The 18,044-nt window shown below is 62.1% G+C and carries 19 protein-coding genes and 1 pseudogene; 10 read left to right on the top strand and 10 right to left on the bottom strand.

Annotation, left to right across the window (positions count from 1 at the left end):
• The first annotated feature begins 85 nt into the window (after nt 1-85).
• The 6 genes from ccmA to AB8B02_RS24205 all read left to right on the top strand — a co-directional run bounded on the left by ccmA (nt 86) and on the right by AB8B02_RS24205 (nt 3,485).
• A complete protein-coding gene (gene ccmA, locus AB8B02_RS24230) occupies nt 86-688 on the top strand; it encodes a heme ABC exporter ATP-binding protein CcmA (protein ID WP_309941749.1) in 603 nt (200 codons plus the stop codon).
• Entirely contained in the window at nt 685-1,353 is a 669-nt protein-coding gene (gene ccmB, locus AB8B02_RS24225) for a heme exporter protein CcmB (RefSeq protein ID WP_089263299.1), read from the top strand. The genes ccmA and ccmB overlap by 4 nt, the downstream gene beginning before the upstream one ends.
• A 123-nt stretch (nt 1,354-1,476) precedes the next feature.
• A complete protein-coding gene (locus AB8B02_RS24220) occupies nt 1,477-2,214 on the top strand; it encodes a heme ABC transporter permease (protein WP_439065376.1) in 738 nt (245 codons plus the stop codon).
• A complete protein-coding gene (gene ccmD, locus AB8B02_RS24215) occupies nt 2,214-2,393 on the top strand; it encodes a heme exporter protein CcmD (RefSeq protein WP_068730071.1) in 180 nt (59 codons plus the stop codon). Before AB8B02_RS24220 ends, ccmD begins: the two co-directional genes overlap by 1 nt.
• The gene (locus tag AB8B02_RS24210; RefSeq protein ID WP_439065375.1) at nt 2,390-2,968 is read left to right on the top strand and encodes a DsbE family thiol:disulfide interchange protein; all 579 of its coding nucleotides are present in this window, start codon (nt 2,390-2,392) and stop codon (nt 2,966-2,968) included. Before ccmD ends, AB8B02_RS24210 begins: the two co-directional genes overlap by 4 nt.
• A 145-nt stretch (nt 2,969-3,113) precedes the next feature.
• Nucleotides 3,114-3,485: a ComEA family DNA-binding protein gene (locus AB8B02_RS24205; protein ID WP_439065374.1), complete on the top strand. Its 372-nt coding sequence runs from the start codon at nt 3,114-3,116 to the stop codon at nt 3,483-3,485.
• Nucleotides 3,486-3,560: 75 nt separating this feature from the next.
• Here AB8B02_RS24205 and AB8B02_RS24200 read toward each other — a convergent pair whose 3' ends face one another.
• A complete protein-coding gene (locus tag AB8B02_RS24200; RefSeq protein WP_093757738.1) occupies nt 3,561-4,466 on the bottom strand; it encodes a LysR substrate-binding domain-containing protein in 906 nt (301 codons plus the stop codon).
• Between the two features lie 236 nt (nt 4,467-4,702).
• Between AB8B02_RS24200 and katG the strand changes: the two genes are divergently transcribed.
• Nucleotides 4,703-6,907 (top strand): catalase/peroxidase HPI, encoded by a 2,205-nt coding sequence (gene katG, locus AB8B02_RS24195; RefSeq protein ID WP_439065373.1) that lies wholly within the window; start codon nt 4,703-4,705, stop codon nt 6,905-6,907.
• A 220-nt stretch (nt 6,908-7,127) separates the two neighbouring features.
• Nucleotides 7,128-7,733, top strand: coding sequence for a glutathione S-transferase family protein (locus tag AB8B02_RS24190; protein WP_089263313.1), 606 nt, complete (start codon nt 7,128-7,130; stop codon nt 7,731-7,733).
• Between the two features lie 6 nt (nt 7,734-7,739).
• On the opposite strand, the pseudogene fabI reads toward AB8B02_RS24190, so the two are convergent.
• The 3 genes and pseudogenes from fabI to fabA all read right to left on the bottom strand — a co-directional run bounded on the left by fabI (nt 7,740) and on the right by fabA (nt 10,400).
• Nucleotides 7,740-8,547 (bottom strand): annotated as a pseudogene (gene fabI, locus AB8B02_RS24185) (enoyl-ACP reductase FabI).
• 4 nt (nt 8,548-8,551) lie between these two features.
• Nucleotides 8,552-9,778 carry a beta-ketoacyl-ACP synthase I gene (gene fabB / locus AB8B02_RS24180; protein WP_068730055.1) on the bottom strand — a complete coding sequence of 409 codons (1,227 nt, stop codon included), beginning with the start codon at nt 9,776-9,778 and terminating at the stop codon, nt 8,552-8,554.
• 82 nt (nt 9,779-9,860) lie between these two features.
• Entirely contained in the window at nt 9,861-10,400 is a 540-nt protein-coding gene (fabA, locus tag AB8B02_RS24175) for a bifunctional 3-hydroxydecanoyl-ACP dehydratase/trans-2-decenoyl-ACP isomerase (RefSeq protein WP_210269351.1), read from the bottom strand.
• A 309-nt stretch (nt 10,401-10,709) separates the two neighbouring features.
• On the opposite strand from fabA, the gene irrA reads away from it, so the two are divergent.
• Nucleotides 10,710-11,198, top strand: coding sequence for an iron response transcriptional regulator IrrA (irrA, locus tag AB8B02_RS24170; protein ID WP_089263317.1), 489 nt, complete (start codon nt 10,710-10,712; stop codon nt 11,196-11,198).
• A gap of 22 nt (nt 11,199-11,220) precedes the next feature.
• Here the strand turns inward: irrA and AB8B02_RS24165 are convergent, their stop codons facing one another.
• Nucleotides 11,221-11,967 (bottom strand): SGNH/GDSL hydrolase family protein, encoded by a 747-nt coding sequence (locus AB8B02_RS24165; RefSeq protein WP_439065372.1) that lies wholly within the window; start codon nt 11,965-11,967, stop codon nt 11,221-11,223.
• Between the two features lie 47 nt (nt 11,968-12,014).
• Nucleotides 12,015-12,542 (bottom strand): SH3 domain-containing protein, encoded by a 528-nt coding sequence (locus AB8B02_RS24160; protein WP_068730049.1) that lies wholly within the window; start codon nt 12,540-12,542, stop codon nt 12,015-12,017.
• Between the two features lie 224 nt (nt 12,543-12,766).
• Between AB8B02_RS24160 and AB8B02_RS24155 the strand changes: the two genes are divergently transcribed.
• Nucleotides 12,767-13,768: a 2-hydroxyacid dehydrogenase gene (locus AB8B02_RS24155; protein WP_120287607.1), complete on the top strand. Its 1,002-nt coding sequence runs from the start codon at nt 12,767-12,769 to the stop codon at nt 13,766-13,768.
• A 28-nt stretch (nt 13,769-13,796) separates the two neighbouring features.
• Here the strand turns inward: AB8B02_RS24155 and AB8B02_RS24150 are convergent, their stop codons facing one another.
• From AB8B02_RS24150 to AB8B02_RS24135, 4 genes are all read right to left on the bottom strand, one after another.
• Nucleotides 13,797-14,555, bottom strand: a complete 759-nt coding sequence (locus AB8B02_RS24150; protein WP_439065935.1) for a tRNA (guanine(46)-N(7))-methyltransferase TrmB — start codon at nt 14,553-14,555, stop codon at nt 13,797-13,799.
• Nucleotides 14,556-14,633: 78 nt separating this feature from the next.
• Nucleotides 14,634-15,050 (bottom strand): helix-turn-helix domain-containing protein, encoded by a 417-nt coding sequence (locus tag AB8B02_RS24145; RefSeq protein ID WP_068730045.1) that lies wholly within the window; start codon nt 15,048-15,050, stop codon nt 14,634-14,636.
• A gap of 273 nt (nt 15,051-15,323) precedes the next feature.
• On the bottom strand, nt 15,324-16,931 hold the full coding sequence (gene lnt / locus AB8B02_RS24140) for an apolipoprotein N-acyltransferase (RefSeq protein WP_439065371.1): 1,608 nt from the start codon (nt 16,929-16,931) through the stop codon (nt 15,324-15,326).
• Nucleotides 16,928-18,043, bottom strand: coding sequence for a hemolysin family protein (locus AB8B02_RS24135; protein WP_439060157.1), 1,116 nt, complete (start codon nt 18,041-18,043; stop codon nt 16,928-16,930). Before AB8B02_RS24135 ends, lnt begins: the two co-directional genes overlap by 4 nt.
• Nucleotide 18,044 lies beyond the last annotated feature (1 nt).

Below are 18,044 nucleotides of genomic sequence, written 5' to 3'. Positions count from 1 at the left end.
CGACAATCGTTTGCAGCCCTGCGAAATGATGCAACAACGCCGCGGCGACCTCTGAGCCAAATCAGATGGTCATGGAAGGGTTAAGATGCGGCTCTCGGGGCGCAATTTACGATGCCTGCGGGGCGGCCGCGAAGTCTTCGCCGGGCTCGATTTCGATGCCACGGCAGGCAAGGCAGTGGCGGTCATTGGCCCTAACGGGGCAGGCAAAACCTCATTGCTGCGGTTGATCGCAGGCCTGCTGGCGCCGGCCGAGGGCTCCATCACTCTCGAGGGCGGCGACGGCGAAATGACCGTTGCCGAACAGGCCCATTACCTGGGCCACCGCGACGCCATGAAGCCGGCTTTGACGGTGACGGAAAACCTGACCTTCTGGGCCGACTTCCTCGGTGGCACGCCGGCCGATCCAGCCACGTGCATTGCAGCAGTAGGTCTCTCCCATGCCGCAGCATTGCCCGCGGGTTTCTTGTCGGCCGGCCAGCGTCGCCGGCTGTCGATTGCGCGTCTCCTGACCGTCCGCCGGCCGATCTGGCTGCTCGACGAACCGACCGCAGCGCTGGATCTCGCCAGCCAGCGAGTGTTTGCGGGGCTGATGACGGATCATCTCGCATCGGGCGGACTGGTTATTGCCGCGACCCATGGTCCGCTCGGCATTCCCGCCCGGGAGTTGCGCATCGGGGGCGAGGCGTGAGTGCCCTTGGCGCGTTGATTCGCCGTGACATCCGTATTGCCGTCCGGGTCGGCGGCGGGGCGCTGATCGGTGTGCTGTTCTTTCTGACGGTTGTCGTGCTGATGCCTTTCGCGCTGGGGCCGGATCTAGCGTTGCTGGCACGGCTGGGGCCCGCGATTCTATGGCTCGGGGCGCTGCTCGCGAGCCTGCTGACGCTGGACCGGTTGTTTACCGCCGATCACGACGATGGCTCGCTGGATCTCATTCTGATGAGCCGGACGCCACTGGAACTCGCCTGCGCCGCCAAGGCTCTTGCGCACTGGCTGGCCGCGGGCGTGCCGCTGATCGTCGCGACGCCAGTGCTGGGGCTGCTGCTCAATCTCGACGGACCGGCGACGCTGGCGGTCGCCCTGACGCTGTTGGCGGGCACGCCGGCGCTGACCTTCACCGGCATGATCGGGGCCGCGCTGGCGGTGACCCTGCAGCGCGGAGGGCTCTTGCTGGCGGTGCTGGTGTTGCCGTTATCGATACCGGTGCTGATTTTCGGCGTTGCGGCCTCCAATGCGGCCATCGCCGGACAGTTGTCATTCTCGACGCCATTCTCGATCCTCTGCGCGCTATCGCTGGCGAGCCTCGTGATCGGGCCTTTCGCGGCGGCGGCGAGCCTGCGGCATGGACTGGATTGAGACAGTTGGATGGATCACGACAGGCTGAGACACTGGATTGACCTGGGTCAACTCGTCGCGAGCTATGTTGAACAAGAATAAGTTGCATTGATCGCGGACAGGGCCGCGACTATTGGAAATGCCATGACGCTGACCGAACTCGCCAATCCAACCCGGTTCCTGTCGCTCGCCACCCGCATCCTGCCGTGGCTGGCGATGGCGACGGGCATTCTGCTTGCGATCGGCTTGTATCAGTCGGCCATGGCCCCCGATGACTATCAGCAGGGCGCCACCGTCAAGATCATGTTCATCCATGTGCCCAATGCCTGGCTGTCGATGTTCGTCTGGGGCGTCATGAGCGTGGCATCGCTGGGCACGCTGGTGTGGCGGCATCCGCTCGCCGACGTCGCCGCCAAATCCGCAGCACCGATCGGCGCGGCCTTCACCTTTCTCGCATTGGTCACGGGTTCGTTGTGGGGCCGGCCGATGTGGGGTACCTATTGGGAATGGGACGCCCGACTGACTTCGGTGCTCATTCTGTTTCTGATGTATCTCGGCCTGATCGCGCTGTGGCGCGCCGTCGAAGATCCATCGCGGGCGGCGCGCGCCGCTGCGGTGCTGACCTTGGTCGGCGCAATCAATATTCCGATCATCAAGTTCTCGGTTGATTGGTGGAATACGCTGCATCAGCCTGCGTCGGTGATGAAGATGGGCGGCTCGTCGCTCGACAAGTCGTTTCTGATCCCACTGCTGGTGATGGCGGTGGCATTCTCGCTGCTGTTCATCACACTGCATCTCGCGGCTATGCGTAACGAGATCCTGCGGCGCCGCCTGCGTGCGCTGCAGATACTGCAGGCCTCAAAGCCGGTGGTACTCCCGTGATGGCGCTTGGTCCCTACGCATCTTTCATCGTCACGTCCTACGCGCTGGTCGCAGCGGTGGTGCTGATCCTCATCGTGTGGATCGCCATCGATCATCGTCGCGTCCGCGCGCGGCTGCATGAGTTGGAATCCTCCGGCGTGGCGCGGCGCTCGGGTCGTGGTGCGACGGATCTCACATGACCACGCAAGCCACTCCGAAGCGCCGCTGGATGCTCGCACTGCCTCTGCTGATCTTTGCCGCGCTCGCGGCGCTGTTCTGGTTTCGACTCGGCGCCGACCCTGCGAAACTTCCCTCCGCATTGATTGGCCGTGTCGCGCCGCAGACGGCGTTGCCCGCGCTGGAAGGCCTCACTGATAGCGGCGCGCCGGTGCCGGGTCTCGATCCCGCAGCCTTCAAGGGCAAGGTCAGTCTCGTCAATGTCTGGGCATCGTGGTGCGTGCCGTGCCATGAGGAAGCGCCGCTGCTGACAGAACTCGGCAAGGACAAACGGCTGCAACTGGTCGGCATCAACTACAAGGACGCACCGGACAACGCGCGCCGTTTTCTCGGTCGTTACGGCAATCCGTTCGGCATCGTCGGCGTCGACGGCAACGGCCGCGCCGCGATCGAATGGGGTGTCTATGGCGTGCCCGAAACCTTCATCGTCGGCCGCGACGGCCGCATCGCCTACAAGATGGTCGGCGGCATCACGCAGGAGAACTACGAGCGCGTGCTGAAAGTCGAGATCGACAAGGCACTGCAGGCAGGGTCCTGAGCGCAATCCTCATCATGAGCAAGCCGGCTTAACTACCAAAATAAACTTCAGCTTTTATCTGCGGTTCATTTTCGCGCCATGGCGGCGCCATGAATCCGCAGCTAGCTTGATGGCGTTACTTAACCGTCCTTGGAGGGACACCACGATGCGCCATTTCAAATTTGCTACTTTGACCGCTGCCGCTCTCACTCTGGGTCTGCTCGCATCCGCGCCGTCGATGGCGCAGTCGCCGCAGCCTGCTGCTCCCGCCGGCAAGATGGCTCCGGCCGCCACATCCAAGATGGCGCCTACCAGCGAATCGAAGATGGCTCCGGCACCGAAGGCTGAACTGCTCGATCTCAACTCGGCGAGTGTCGAGGCGCTCGAGGCTCTGCCCGGCATCGGCAAGGCCTATTCAGCGGCCATCGTCAAAGGCCGTCCGTATAAGGGCAAGGACGAACTCGTGCAGAAGAAGATCGTGCCCGAGAAGACCTATGACGGCATCAAGGACAAGGTCATCGCCAAGCAGAAGAGCTAGGCGCGATCGCTTCGCTCGTCCGGAAACGCATCGGCGCAGCCGCGCCGGTGCGTTTTCTTTTGCGGTCCATCACGATCAGCCGATAACGCTGTCCTTCACCACATCGCCCAATGCGGCGAAGTCCGCCTTGCGCGGAGACGTCCGGCGAAAGGCGAGGCCGATGGTGCGGCCGGGCTGCGGATTCTCCAACCGCAGGAATTTGACGCGCTGGTCGCGTTGTTCGACATCGGCGGCGATCTGCGGGATCAATGTCACGCCATAGCCGCTGGCGACCATCTGCATCACCGTGGAGAGGCTGGACGCAGCGAAGGCCATGCCGTTGCCGCCGGACTGATGGCCGCGCGCTGCGGTGGCGCAGAAGGCCAGCGCCTGATCGCGCAGGCAGTGGCCGTCCTCCAGCAGGATCAGTCGGCTCTGGTCGATCTCCATCGCCTTGATGCGTTTGTCGGCCGGGCGGGGATCGTCTGCCGGCACCGCGAGCAGGAACAGATCGTCGAACAATTTGGCCGTATCGATCTCAGGCTCGCCAAGCGGCAGCGCCAGCATCGCGGCATCGAGTGCGCCTGACTTGATATCGTCGACCAGTTGCCTGGTCTGCGTCTCGCGCAGCTCCAGCCGCAATTCCGGAAACTGTTTCTGTAGCACCGGCAGGATCCGCGGCAGCAGATACGGCGCCAGCGACGGGATCACGCCGAGCGTCAGCCGCCCGGTCAAGAGTCCGCCGCGATGCCGCGCAAAGTCCACCAGGTCGCGCGAGGCCGCCAGCACGTCCTCGCCGCGCCGCGCCACTTCGCGCCCGACATCGGTCAGCATCACCTCGCCGGGCCGGCGCTCCACCACCTTGACGCCCAGCGTCCGTTCGAGGTCGCGTATCTGCATCGACAGCGCAGGCTGGGTGACGTTGCAGGCCTCGGCCGCGCGGCCGAAATGGCCGTGTTTGGCGAGCGCGGCGAGATAGCGGAGCTGGCGAAGCGTGATCATGGATCATCAGATAAACTGATCGGGAAGCGAAGACAATTCGACTGGACCTGATCTAAGAATTCTTCCAATCTCTCGTCACGAAGTCCGACTATGGTGAGTGCCAGGCTCGCTGAGGAATTCGGCAGATAATTGAAATTAGACAGCTTTTGGAAAATTTGAGCGGGTTTTGGTGGCGATCCGGTGTGTCGGTGTTGCCTGGGACGGCTCATATTCCAAACAGCCAGAAGGAGAGACTGATGGAGACGACGAATGAGAATGGCGCCGGCAAGTGCCCCGTTGCGCATGCCCCCGCTCCCCGGGCCAATCGTGACTGGTGGCCGAACAAGCTAGACCTGTCGATTCTCCACCAGCACTCGTCGCTGTCCGATCCGATGGGCGATGCGTTTAACTACGCCGAGGAATTCAAGAAGCTTGATTACGAGGCGTTGAAAAACGACCTGCGCAAGCTGATGACCGATTCGCAGGATTGGTGGCCGGCTGATTTCGGACATTACGGTCCGCAGTTCATCCGCATGTCGTGGCACGCCGCCGGCACCTATCGGCTCAGCGATGGCCGCGGCGGTGGCGGTCGCGGTCAGCAGCGTTTCGCTCCGCTCAATTCTTGGCCGGACAACGTCAACATCGACAAGTCACGCCGCCTCCTGTGGCCGATCAAGCAGAAATACGGCAACAAGATCTCGTGGGCCGACCTGCTGATCCTGACCGGCAACGTGGCGCTGGAGACCATGGGTTTTCGCACCTTCGGTTTCGCCGGCGGTCGCGCCGACGTCTGGGAGCCTGATCAGGACGTGAACTGGGGTCCCGAATCCACGTGGCTGTCCCACCGGTCGCTCGACAAGTTCGAAGCTCCGCTCAGTGCCACGGAAATGGGCCTGATCTACGTGAATCCGGAAGGTCCAGGTGCCAGCGGCGATCCGGTAGCGGCCGCCAGCTTCATCCGCGAGACCTTCAAGCGCATGGCGATGAACGACGAGGAAACCGTGGCGCTGATCGCCGGCGGTCACACCTTCGGTAAGACCCATGGCGCTGCGCCTGAGTCCCACAAGGGTCCGGAGCCCGAAGCTGCCGGCCTGGAAGCGCAGGGCCTGGGCTGGAAGAGCAACTACGGTACTGGATCCGGTGCAGACGCCGTTGGTAGCGGCATTGAGGTCACCTGGACGCAGACGCCGGCGCAGTGGAGCAACTTCTTCTTCGAGAACCTGTTCAAGTATGAATGGGTGCAGACCCGCAGCCCCGGTGGGGCCATCCAGTGGGAGGCCAAGGACGCCGAGGAAGTGATCCCCGACGCGCATGATCCATCGAAGAAGCACAAGCCGACCATGCTCACGACGGATCTGTCCCTGCGTCTGGACCCGGCCTATGAGAAAATCTCACGCCGCTTCCTGCAGAATCCGCAGGCCTTCGCTGAAGCTTTTGCTCGGGCCTGGTTCAAGCTGACTCATCGCGACATGGGTCCGCGCGTGCGTTATCTCGGTCCGGAAGTGCCCAAGGAAGAGTTGATCTGGCAGGATCCGATCCCTGCGGTTGACTATCCGGTGATCGACGACACCGACGTCTCTGCGCTCAAGGCCAAGCTGCTGGCATCGGGCCTGACCGTGTCCGAATTGGTCAGCACGGCCTGGGCTTCGGCCTCCACCTTCCGTGGTGGCGACAAGCGTGGCGGTGCCAACGGCGCGCGTATCCGTCTGGCCCCCCAGAAGGACTGGGAGGTCAACCAGCCGGCTCAGCTAGCCAAGGTGTTGCAGGTGCTCGATGGAATCCGGAAGGAGTTCAACGCGGCGCAATCTGGTGACAAGCAGGTTTCGCTTGCCGACCTGATCGTCCTCGGCGGCAGCGCGGCGGTCGAGAAAGCCGCGAAGGATGCTGGCCTGGATGTGACCGTTTCGTTCTCTCCGGGGCGCGGCGACGCCTCGCAGGCGCAAACCGATGTGGAATCCTTCGAGGTGATGGAACCGGTCGCGGACGGCTTCCGTAACTACCTCAAGGGCACGTCTGCCGTACCGGGCGAAGTATCTTTGGTGGATCGCGCGCAATTGCTGACGCTGACTGCTCCGGAAATGACGGTTCTCGTCGGCGGCTTGCGAGTACTTGGTGCGAATTCCGGGCAGTCCGTGCGCGGTGTCTTCACCAAGACACCGGAGACGTTGACCAACGACTTCTTCATCAACCTGCTCGACATGAGCACGGAGTGGAAGGCAGTCGATGGCTCGAACAACGTGTACGAGGGACGTGATCGCAAGAGCGGCGAAGTCAAGTGGACCGGTACACGCGCCGATCTGGTCTTCGGTTCGCACTCGCAGCTGCGTGCCTTCGCGGAGGTCTATGCAAGCACCGACGCCAAGCAGAAGTTCGTGAAGGACTTCGTCAAGGCTTGGGTCAAGGTGATGAACGCGGATCGTTTCGATCTCGTCGAGAGGCCGATACTGCAGGCGGCTGAGTAACCTCGGCCCGCCATCGTGAATATGAAAGCCCCTGCGACTATGTCGCGGGGGCTTTTTCTTGTCGCGCCGCGTCATACTCAACTGTCATCACTGACACTGCCGGTTACTGGATCCCGCTTTCGCGGCGATGAGAGTTTCAAAGAGTCTGAGCGCTCTGCGTCTTGCAGCTTTCTCCGAATCCCCGCACAAATGGCAAAATGTTTCTCCGGAGGATCTCCAGATGATGAAACTCTACTGGTCGCCGCGCTCGCGCTCATTCACGGCGCTTTGGCTGATGGAGGAAACCGGCGTCGCCTATGAGCGCGTGCTGACCGATATCTCCACCGGTGCGCAGCGCACGCTGGAATTCCTCGCCGTCAATCCGATGGGCAAGGTGCCGGCTCTGCAGGATGGCGACGCCACCATGGCCGAGGCTGCGGCAATCTGCGCTTATGTGGCCGAACGCTACCCCGAGGCGAAGCTGGCGCCCCCGCTCGGCGATTCTCATCGCGCGAAATATCTCTATTGGCTGTTCTTTGCGCCGGGCTGTATCGAACCGGCGATCGCACAGATCGCGACCAAGATGGAGCTGAATCCGGTGGCCGCGGGCTGGGGCGATGCGCAGCGCGTGTTCGATGTGCTCGAAGCCGCGCTTGATGAAGGTCCATGGATTCTTGGCGCACAATTCTCTGCCGCCGATATCGCCATCGGTTCAGGACTGAACTTTGCCGTGCGCAATTTCAAGATGGTCCCGTCGCGCCCGGCGTTCGAGCGCTATCTCGACCGTTGCAGCGCTCGTCCGGCCTTCCAGCGGGCAATGGAATTTGCATCGGGGGAAAAGACGTAAGGCGAATTACTCGCTTGCGTCTGCCTTCAACGCATCCGGATGCGGCATCGAGATGGATGTTGTAGCCGGAGTCGACGAAATGCGTTTCGCCGGTCACGCCGCCGGAAAGATCCGACAGCAGATACAGCGCAGTGCCGCCGAGTTCTTCCAGTGTGACGCCGCGGCCGAGCGGCGAATGCTTCTGCTGGAATGCGAACATCGCGCGGGAATCGCCGATGCCCGAGCCGGCCAGCGTGCGTACCGGACCGGCCGATACCGCGTTGACGCGAATGCCCTGGCGGCCGAAGTCAGATGCGAGATAGCGCACCGAGGCTTCGAGAGCGGCCTTGGCAACGCCCATGACATTATAGTTTGGCATCACGCGGGTCGATCCGCCGAAAGTCAGCGTGATCATGGCGCCGCCGGGCTTCATCATCTCTGCAGCACGCTTGGCGACTTCGGTGAAGGAAAAGCACGAGATCACCATGGTGCGCGAGAAATTGGCGCGCGTGGTGTCGGCGTAGCGCCCCTTGAGTTCGTTCTTGTCGGAGAAGCCGATAGCGTGGACCAGGAAGTCCAGCCCGCCCCATTTCTCCTTGATCGCAGCAAAGGTCGCATCGACGCTGGCGATGTCCTCGACGTCGCAGGGCAGGATCAGATCGGCATTGAGCGATTCCGCCAGCGGCTTGACGCGCTTGCCAAGTGCATCGCCCTGATAGGTGAAAGCCAGTTCGGCACCCTGCGCATGCAGGGCCTTGGCGATTCCCCACGCGATAGAATGATCATTGGCGACGCCCATGATCAGTCCGCGCTTGCCCTGCATCAGTGATGGCATCGCGTTATGCATCCATCCGCTTGAAGACCAGCGTGGCGTTAGTGCCGCCGAAGCCGAAGGAGTTCGACAGCACGGTGCCGACCTTCACATTGTCGATGCGCTTGCGCACGATCGGCATGTCGGCGAACACTGGATCGAGTTCGGTGATGTTGCCGCTCTCGCAGATAAATCCGTTCTGCATCATCAGCAGCGAGTAGATTGCTTCCTGGACGCCGGTGGCGCCGAGCGAGTGGCCGGTGAGGGCCTTGGTCGCCGAGATTGGCGGGCATTTCTCGCCAGTGCCGAACACGTTGCGGATCGCCTGCATTTCCGGCGGATCGCCGGCAGGCGTCGACGTCGCATGCGGGTTGATGTAGTCGATCTTGATGCCGCCGGTGGTGGCCAGCGCCATCTTCATGCAACGCTCTGCGCCTTCGCCGGATGGAGCGACCATGTCGTAGCCGTCCGAGGTGGCGCCGTAGCCGATGATTTCGCCATAGATCTTGGCGCCGCGTGCTTTCGCGTGCTCGAGTTCTTCGACCACGACCACGCCGGCGCCGCCGGCGATGACGAAGCCGTCACGGCTGACGTCATAGGGACGCGAGGCCGTCGATGGGGTGTCGTTATACTTCGAGGACATTGCGCCCATGGCGTCGAACAGCACCGAGAGCGACCAGTCGAGCTCTTCGCAGCCGCCGGCGAATACGACGTCCTGCTTGCCCCACTGGATCATCTCATAGGCATTGCCGATGCAGTGGTTCGAGGTCGCGCAGGCCGAAGAGATCGAATAGTTCACGCCCTTGATCTTGAACCAGGTCGCGAGCGTGGCGGATGCCGTCGAGGACATCGCCTTCGGCACCGCGAACGGACCAACGCGCTTCGGACCCTTCGTTCGCGTGATGTCCGCGGCTTCGACGATGGTGCGTGCGGAAGGTCCGCCCGAGCCCATGATGATGCCGGTGCGCTCGTTCGAGATATCCGACTCTTCGAGACCGGAGTCCTGGATCGCCTGTTCCATGGCGATGTGATTCCATGCGGCGCCTTCGCCGAGGAAGCGCATCGCGCGGCGGTCGATCACATCGGCCGGATTGATGGTCGGTGCGCCCTGCACCTGCGAACGGAAACCGAGCTCTGCGTATTTGTCGGCGCGCGTGATGCCCGACTTTGCCTCATGGAGGCTCGCAAGCACTTCCTGAGTGTTGTTTCCGATAGATGAGACAATGCCCATCCCCGTGACGACAACCCGCCTCATGATCGCCTCGCCCTTTGAATTACGTTGTTGTGGAACTGGCGGTCGCCCCCTCGGAGACCGCCGTTGAATGGCACCCGGTAGATCACGTTCCCGGCTGCAATGCGGCAGGTGCTTCCTGCTTGAACAGGCCGACCTTCAGGTCCTTGGCGCGATAGATAATCTCGCCATCGGCCGAAAGCGAGCCGTCGGCAATCCCCAACCACAATTTTGAACGCATCACGCGCTTGATATCGATGGTGTACACGACCTTTTTGACGTTCGGGAGAACCTGGCCGGAAAACTTCAGCTCGCTGAGCCCGAGCGCACGTCCGGGGCCGATGCCGCCCGACCAGCCCAGAAAGAACCCGACCATCTGCCACATGGCGTCCAGGCCGAGGCAGCCCGGCATGACCGGATCGCCCTTGAAGTGGCAGGCAAAGAACCAGAGGTCCGAATTGACGTCGAGTTCAGCGCGCACGAGACCCTTGCCGAATTCGCCGCCATCAGCCGTGATCTCGGTGATGCGGTCGAACATCAGCATCGGCGGCAGCGGCAATTGCGCGTTGCCTGGTCCGAACAGCTCGCCGCGGCCGCAGGCCAGCAGGTCTTCATATGCGTAGCTGTTGCGTTGTTCCTGGATCATGCCGGCTTTCTGGGTCCATCGATGGTGGTGGCTACCCCGGGTTGGAGTCGCCACATATAGAATTGTTCCAAATAACGCGGGAACTTGCCCCGGTTGGGCGCTCTCTATCATAGGCTTATTGGGCGGCAAAGCGGCGGATCGCCTGCTATTGGCGGGTTATTGACCATGTTGCGATGCACTGCGGAAGCATCCCTTCTGATGCATGGCTCCTAGTTGCGAAAACCTTGCATCTGAGGCCCCGCCTTTCTATAATAGAAGGCTAATTCAGTGTTCTTTTTGAGTGTGAACGGCAGGATTACTGACGTGGATATGAGCGACAGCGTTTCAGTTCTGGATGACGCAGCTGCGGTTGCGGAAATCAATCATGGCCGCCAGCCGGCTTTGACTGGTTGCCCGTGGCATGACGTCAACGAGATGCTGCAATCGGTCGGCCTGCGTCCCACCCGTCAGCGCATGGCGCTGGGCTGGCTGCTGTTCGGCAAGGGCGCGCGTCATCTCACTGCAGAAATGCTTTACGAGGAAGCGACCCTCGCCAAGGTGCCGGTGTCGCTGGCGACCGTTTACAACACGCTCAATCAGCTCACGGATTCCGGCCTGCTTCGTCAGGTCAGCGTCGATGGTACGAAGACCTATTTCGATACCAATGTGACCTCGCATCACCACTACTATCTCGAGAACAACCACGAGCTGGTCGATATTCCGGACCAGAACCTCGTGCTGACCAAGATGCCGGAAGTCCCCGAGGGCTTCGAGATCAGCCGCATCGACATGGTCGTTCGTCTGCGCAAAAAGCGCTAACGGCTTTATCCAAATTCTGAAGTTATTTGCGCCGCCGAACCGTTTTCGGCGGTGTTTGCTCGCCAGCTGCAGTTGTCGCCACGATCGCGCGGGCGAGGGAGCGACCGGTGCATTCGTAGCCGGCTGCGGAATTGTGTAGTCCGTCCCAGGCCGTCAGCGCTCCCATGGAGAGCCCTGCGTCTACTGCACGGCGCATCAGCTCGAAGCGTGAGAACAGCGGTACGCGTTCCTGCCGGGCGGCGTCAGCTATGCTCGCCTGCATCTTGGAATATTGCGATGCGAGAATGACCGGCGCGTATTGCTGATCCATCAGGATCACGTCGGCGCCGTCAGCCTTCAGCAGGCGGATGCCCTCGACGATCCTGCCGGTCAGGCTGTCAGCGCTTTGCAGCCAGGTCACGTCATTGGTGCCGATCTGCCAAATCACGAGATCCGGGCGATGCGCCAGCACATCGCGGTCGAAGCGGGCGATATTGCCGGGGATAGTGTCGGCGTTCCGCCCACTATTGATGACCTCCAGCCGCAGTCCCGGCTTCAGGTGTTGCAGCTCGCTCTGCAGCATGCCGGGATAGGTTTTGGCGGGGTCGGATTGCCACAGGCCGAGCGTCGAGGACGAGCCCATGGCGACGATCTTGAGCGGGCCACCGGTTTTGAGCGCAGCCACGGTGCGCGGAAGGGTCGCATCACCAGACAGCCGCTGATCCACAGCCAGGCACGTTTCAGTGGCGGATTGCGCACGAGCCGGGCCGGACCATGGCAGCGCTGCCATGGCGACCACTGCGCCGGCGCAGGCCAGGCTCCCGATGCGGGATGTGCTCAGTTCACCTTCTCGTCGGCGTAGACGCCCCATAGTCGTTGCTGTTCGATCCAGCCATCAAAGCCGTTGCCGATCACCCGGCACCAGCCGTTGTTGCAGCGCTTTACCTGCGCCACGACACCCGCCTGTAACCGCGCTGCGACGGCGCTGGTCGCATCCGGATTGTCGTAGATCGAGGCGAGTTCGTCCTTGGATTTCATGGTCACGACCGCGGTGCGGCGGCCGGACAGCAGCGAGTGATAGACCCAGCCCTCGGCGCCCTCGGAATCACGAACGCGGCGCCAGTTCTCGTATTCGGCGGTGATCTCTACCGGCAGGCCGGAGCGAGTATAGACCCAGGCGACATCGTTGTCCTTGGTGGGGCCGGCGCGGACATTAACGTGATCCGACTTGAGGCTGACGTAGCGCGGCACCGGCAGGCCGCTGGCGCCCAGCGGCGTGTCCTTGGCAGCGAGAGCCGGATCGATTGCTGCCGCGATCAGAGTACCCATCGCCAACATCGCACACGCAAATCGCCGGAACGCCATCAACCCCACCTCAACCCAATCCAAAGAACGCAAGTGCCGCCGCGCCGCACGCGCCTGTTGGGTTCTTGTTTTGGCTTGGTCTTCTGCTAGAGAGGACCGAAGGCCAAGGCACCAAAAAGGGTGTCGGGGAACCCGAGGAAACGGTGAATTCGCGGCTGCGGCAGTTTCGAACAACCGGGTTAATGCGGACTGAACGGATTAGCCAAAGCGCGAGTGAGCAGGACATGTCGGTCAAGAAAAAGCCTCTCGTCATCGTCACGCGCAAGCTGCCGGACTCAATCGAGACCCGCATGCGCGAACTGTTCGATGCGCACATCAATCTCGACGACACGCCGCTGACGCCCGAGCAACTCGCTGAAGCGACCCGCACCGCCGATGTGCTGGTGCCGACGGTCACCGACGAAATCACCAAAGAGCTGCTCGAGCACCCCGACTGCAAGCTCCGGCTGATCGCCAATTTTGGTAACGGCGTCGACAATATTGACGTCACCGCGGCCCACGCCCGCGGCATCACCGTCACCAATACGCCGAAAGTGCTCACTGAAGACACCGCCGACATGACCATGTCGATGATCCTCGCAGTGCCGCGCCGGCTGATCGAGGGTGCCTCGATCCTGACCGAAGGCAAGGACTGGCAAGGCTGGTCGCCGACCTGGATGCTGGGCAAGCGGTTAGGGGGCAAGCGGCTCGGTATCATCGGCATGGGCCGCATCGGCCAGGCTGTGGCGCGCCGCGCCCGCGCTTTCGGGCTACAGATCCACTATCACAACCGCAAACCCGTCGCGCCGAAGATCGCCGAAGAACTCGGTGCGACCTATTGGGACTCGCTCGACCAGATGCTGGCGCGCATGGACATCATCTCGGTGAACTGTCCGCATACGCCGGCGACGTTTCATCTGCTGTCAGCACGCCGCCTCAAGCTGATCCGCAAGGACGCCTACATCGTCAACACCGCGCGCGGCGAGGTGATCGACGAAGAGACGATGATCAAGCTGATCGAGTCGGGCGACATTGCCGGTGCCGCGCTCGACGTGTTCGAACATGAGCCCGCGGTGAGTCCGAAGCTGGTGCGGCTCGCGCGCGCCGGCAAGGTGGTATTGTTGCCGCATATGGGCTCGGCGACGATCGAAGGCCGTGTCGAGATGGGCGAGAAAGTCATCATCAACATCCGTGCCTTCCTCGACAATCACAAGCCGCCGGATCGTGTGCTTCCGAACATGCTGTGAGGCGAAGCGCTTACGCTCGCCGCTTATCTTACGAGATCAGTTTGAAGATGAGATAGGCCGCGATGCGGCCCTCGCGCGTGGCTTTGCGGCCGTAGCGCGTCATGGTGTAGTTCGGCCATGGCAGACGCCAGTCATCGGCGCGCTCTGCAGTCCAGGTGAAATCCGGCGATCGCGACACATGCCAGAGTGTCCACGCGACGTAATCCGGAATGTCATGCACGAAACGAAATTCGCCTGACGGCTTCAGCACGCGCGCCATCGCAGCCAGTGTTGCGTCCTGCACGAAGCGGCGCTTCCAGTGACGCTTCTTCGGCCACGGATCCGGATGGATCAGGTCGATGCGTGACAGCGATTGTGCCGGTGCCCATGTGAGAAGTTCGGCGGCGTCGCCGGCGACGAGGCGGATATTGCCGATGTTCTGCGCCTCGATCTGCGTCAGAATTTTCGCCATGCCGTTGATATAGGGCTCGCAGCCGATGAAGCCGATGTCGGGACGCGCCAGCGCTTCCGCGACCAGATGCTCGCCGCCGCCGAAGCCGATCTCCAGACGCACGGTCTCGACATCAGTGCCGAACAGCGTGCGGATATCGTCAGGTGCGGGATGTGCGATGTCGACGGTGAGCGCCGGCAGCAGCGTCGCCATCAGGTCGGCTTGATGGTCGCGCAGCTTGTGGCCCTTGCGGCGTCCGAAGAACGAGCCGGTGTAATGGCTGCTCTCGGCAGGCGTGGACGCACCCGCATCAGCGGGGGCATCGTGATCGTTATGATTGGAATTGGCTGTGGTCATCGCGCGCGAGTGATACAGCCGAAACGCCATCGGCGCCATCAGGCGCGATGACGAATTTCCGTTGAAACTACCGTGATTTTAGCGCTGATCCGGGGCTTCGCGCGAAGCGATCTGTTCGACCAGGTCGACGATGCTGCGGCGGAGCTTGGCATCGGTGATGCGCGTGAAGGCGCGGGTCAGAGCGAGGCCTTCGGAGGTGGCTAGGAAGTCGGAGACATAGGCAGGCGAGGACGCTTCAGCGAAGCCTTCGCCGTTATGGATCGCACCGGGGCCGCCTTCGAACAGGAACGAGACGGGGACCTGCAGAATTTCCGAAATCTGCTGCAGCCGGCTGGCGCCGACGCGGTTGGTGCCCTTCTCGTATTTCTGAACTTGCTGAAACGTCAGACCGAGGGCTTCGCCCAGCTTTTCCTGACTCATGCCGAGCATAATGCGCCGCATGCGCACACGGCTGCCGACATATTTGTCAACAGGATTGGGCGCTTTCGTCGACATCTCAATTACTCCTGGATCACATCAAGGGAGACGGATCATGCGTGGCAATCCGTCATTTAGGGCGGCTTCGGTTGTAACCAAAGGTATCCTAGTGGATTATAACAACCGCGCAAATTTTCCTAAGCGGAAAATTTAAGCCACTGCACCTTTATTTCTCAATAGGTGAGAAATAAAGCTTACAAAGCTAGCTTAAAAAGCAATCACATCGAGAGGGTTGTTCGGTAGGCGGCGAAAGCTAGCTTGCAAGCTATATCAAATGCTTCAAGTATCAAGCTAGTGGCGTACTGGCGTACGCCGCCGAACGGCGAAAATGATCGCGAGCGCGACAAACATCGCGGCGGGAATATCGCCGATTTTCGAGTAGACCGTCGGCGAAATGGCCGCTGGTAATCCCGAATCCAGCACGCCTTCGACACCGAGATCGAGCCGCGCGATCAGGCGGCCGACAGGGTCGACCACGACGGAAATGCCGGTGTTCGCAGCGCGAACCAGCGGCAGGCCTTCCTCGATGGCGCGGACGCGGCTTTGCTGCAGGTGCTGATAGGGGCCCGTGGAAATGCCGAACCAGCCATCATTGGTGAGATTGACGATCCAGCCCGGCCGATCGTTGCGCGTGGTGATATCGTCCGGGAAAACTGCCTCGTAGCAGATCAGCGGCAGCATGCGCGGCGCGCCGGGAATATCCATCGGCTTGCGACGGGAGCCGGGAATGAAGCCGCCATGGACTTTGGTCAATTGCTGGAAGCCGATCTTCTCCATGAAGCTCTGGAACGGCAGATACTCGCCGAACGGCACCAGATGAAGTTTGTCGTAGGTCGACAGGATGCTGCCGTCATGGTCGATCACGTAAATGGAATTATAGGCCTGCGTGATGCGCGCGCCGAGCGGCGCATCCGGCGGGCGCACGGCGCCGGTGACCAGCACGGTGCCCTTCGGCAGCAGATTGGCGATCTGCGCCATCGCATCGGGTTCGCGCGACAGGAAGAACGGGAATGCCGATTCCGGCCAGATCAGAATATTGGCTGCGCCGACGCCTGAATTCTGCGGACCGGTCGCGCGGTCCGATAGCGCAAGATATCTGCTCATGACATCCGCCTTGGCGGAATAGTTGAAGCGCGTGTCTTGCGACAGGTTCGGCTGCATGATGCGCAGCTTCACATTGGCGACGAGCTGCGTCGGGGTGCGTGACAGCCGGGCCATGCCATAGGCGCCCATCACGACGAGCAGCACCAGCGCAAGCGCCGGCGCCAGCCACGGCCGCTGCGTGCGCGAGCGTCCGTCGATCAGCACCGCAGGCGATGCAAAGATCGCCACAGCGATAAATGTCAGTCCCCAGAGGCCGACCAGCGATGCGCTCTGCGCCAGCGCGAGCGGTTCGGTGAGTGCATAGCCGAACGCATTCCAGGGAAAGCCCGTCAGCACGTGGCCGCGCAGCCATTCGCCGATCGTCAGGCTGGCGGCGAGCGCGAAGATGCGGCTGGCATCCTTGGTCCAGAGCAGGCGTGCCAGCGCGAAACCGACCGCGGTGAACAGCGCGAGATAGGCGGGCAGGCCGCAGATCGCGGCGGGCAACAGCCATGCGAAGGTCTGCGCGTCGACGAGGAAAGCGTAGCCGATCCAGTATAGGCCCGGCACGAAATAGCCGAAACCGAACCACCAGCCCGCCATGGCGGCCGCGGGAATGCCGCGCATCTTGCCGGCGGCGGCGCCATCGATCAGCCAGACGACGACGGGGAACGTGATGAACAGCACCGGCCAGGCGTTGAACGGCGCCATCGCCAGCGACGATACCGCGCCGGCCAGCAGCGCGATGCCTGCGCGCTTCCAACCCCAAGCGAGAATGATGCTGAGTGCGACCGAGCGCAGGCTACGTGATGTCACGGCGTTCCCGCGCTGTCGCCTGATGGAGGCGTATTCACATTGTCATTGGACGGTGCTGCGCCGGTGTCTGACGTCGTATCGCGGCGGCGCGGTTCGCGGGTGCGCGGCGCAGGCCGCTCCTTGCGGGGGCCGACGCGCAATCGCTTGACGCGGCGCGGATCGGCATCGAGCACTTCGATCTCGAAATTACCAGGGCCGGAAATCACTTCGCCGCGCACCGGCAAACGGCCGACATGGGTGACGAGATAGCCGCCGAGCGTTTCGACTTCCTCGCCGTCTTCGCCGGTCTCGAATTCTTCACCGATCATGGCGCGCACGTCATCGAGGCTGGCGCGTGCATCGGCGATGAAGCTGTCGCCCTGCCTGACAATGGATGGCGGCTCGTCGCTGTCGTGTTCGTCATCGATCTCGCCGACGATCTGTTCGACGATGTCCTCGATAGAGACGAGGCCGTCGGTGCCGCCATATTCGTCGACAACGAGTGCGAGATGGATGCGTGCTGCCTGCATCTGCGCGAGCAGATCGATGGCGCGCATCGATGGCGGCACGTAGAGCAGCTTGCGGATGATGCCGGTGTCAACGACGGTCTGCGCCAGATCGACCGAACGCAGGTCGAGGCCCGCGGGAAACACTTTCTTCTTCTTGGCTGTCGACGGCACGACGTTGCGCGCCTTCACGGTCATATATGCCAGCAGGTCGCGGATATGAACGATGCCGACGGGATCGTCGAGGGTTTCGTTGAATACGACCAGGCGCGAATGCGCCGCGCTCTCGAACAGGCCCATCAATTCGCCGAGCGAGATATCCTGCTTCACCGCGATAATATCGGCGCGATGCACCATGACGTCGGCGATGCGGCGCTCGTTGAGCCCCAAAATATTGCGCAACATCGTGCGCTCGATGGTGGAGAAGCCGGTCTCGTCCGGCGCGGAGGCGTCGAGCACGACTTGCAGGTCGGCACGCACCGAGCCCGGCTTCCAGCCGAACAGCGAGCGGATCGCGCGGGTCAGCCAGGTCTCCGACGTCGGGCGCATGACCTCGCCGTCGTGAACCACCGCAGGCAGATTGCTTGAGGTCTTCGAATGATCGCTTCTAGTGTCGCCGTCCGGCATC

The sequence above is a fragment of the Tardiphaga sp. 862_B3_N4_1 genome (assembly GCF_051811085.1).
GTDB lineage: Bacteria > Pseudomonadota > Alphaproteobacteria > Rhizobiales > Xanthobacteraceae > Tardiphaga > Tardiphaga robiniae.
This window is presented reverse-complemented; position numbering and strand designations above follow the sequence as displayed.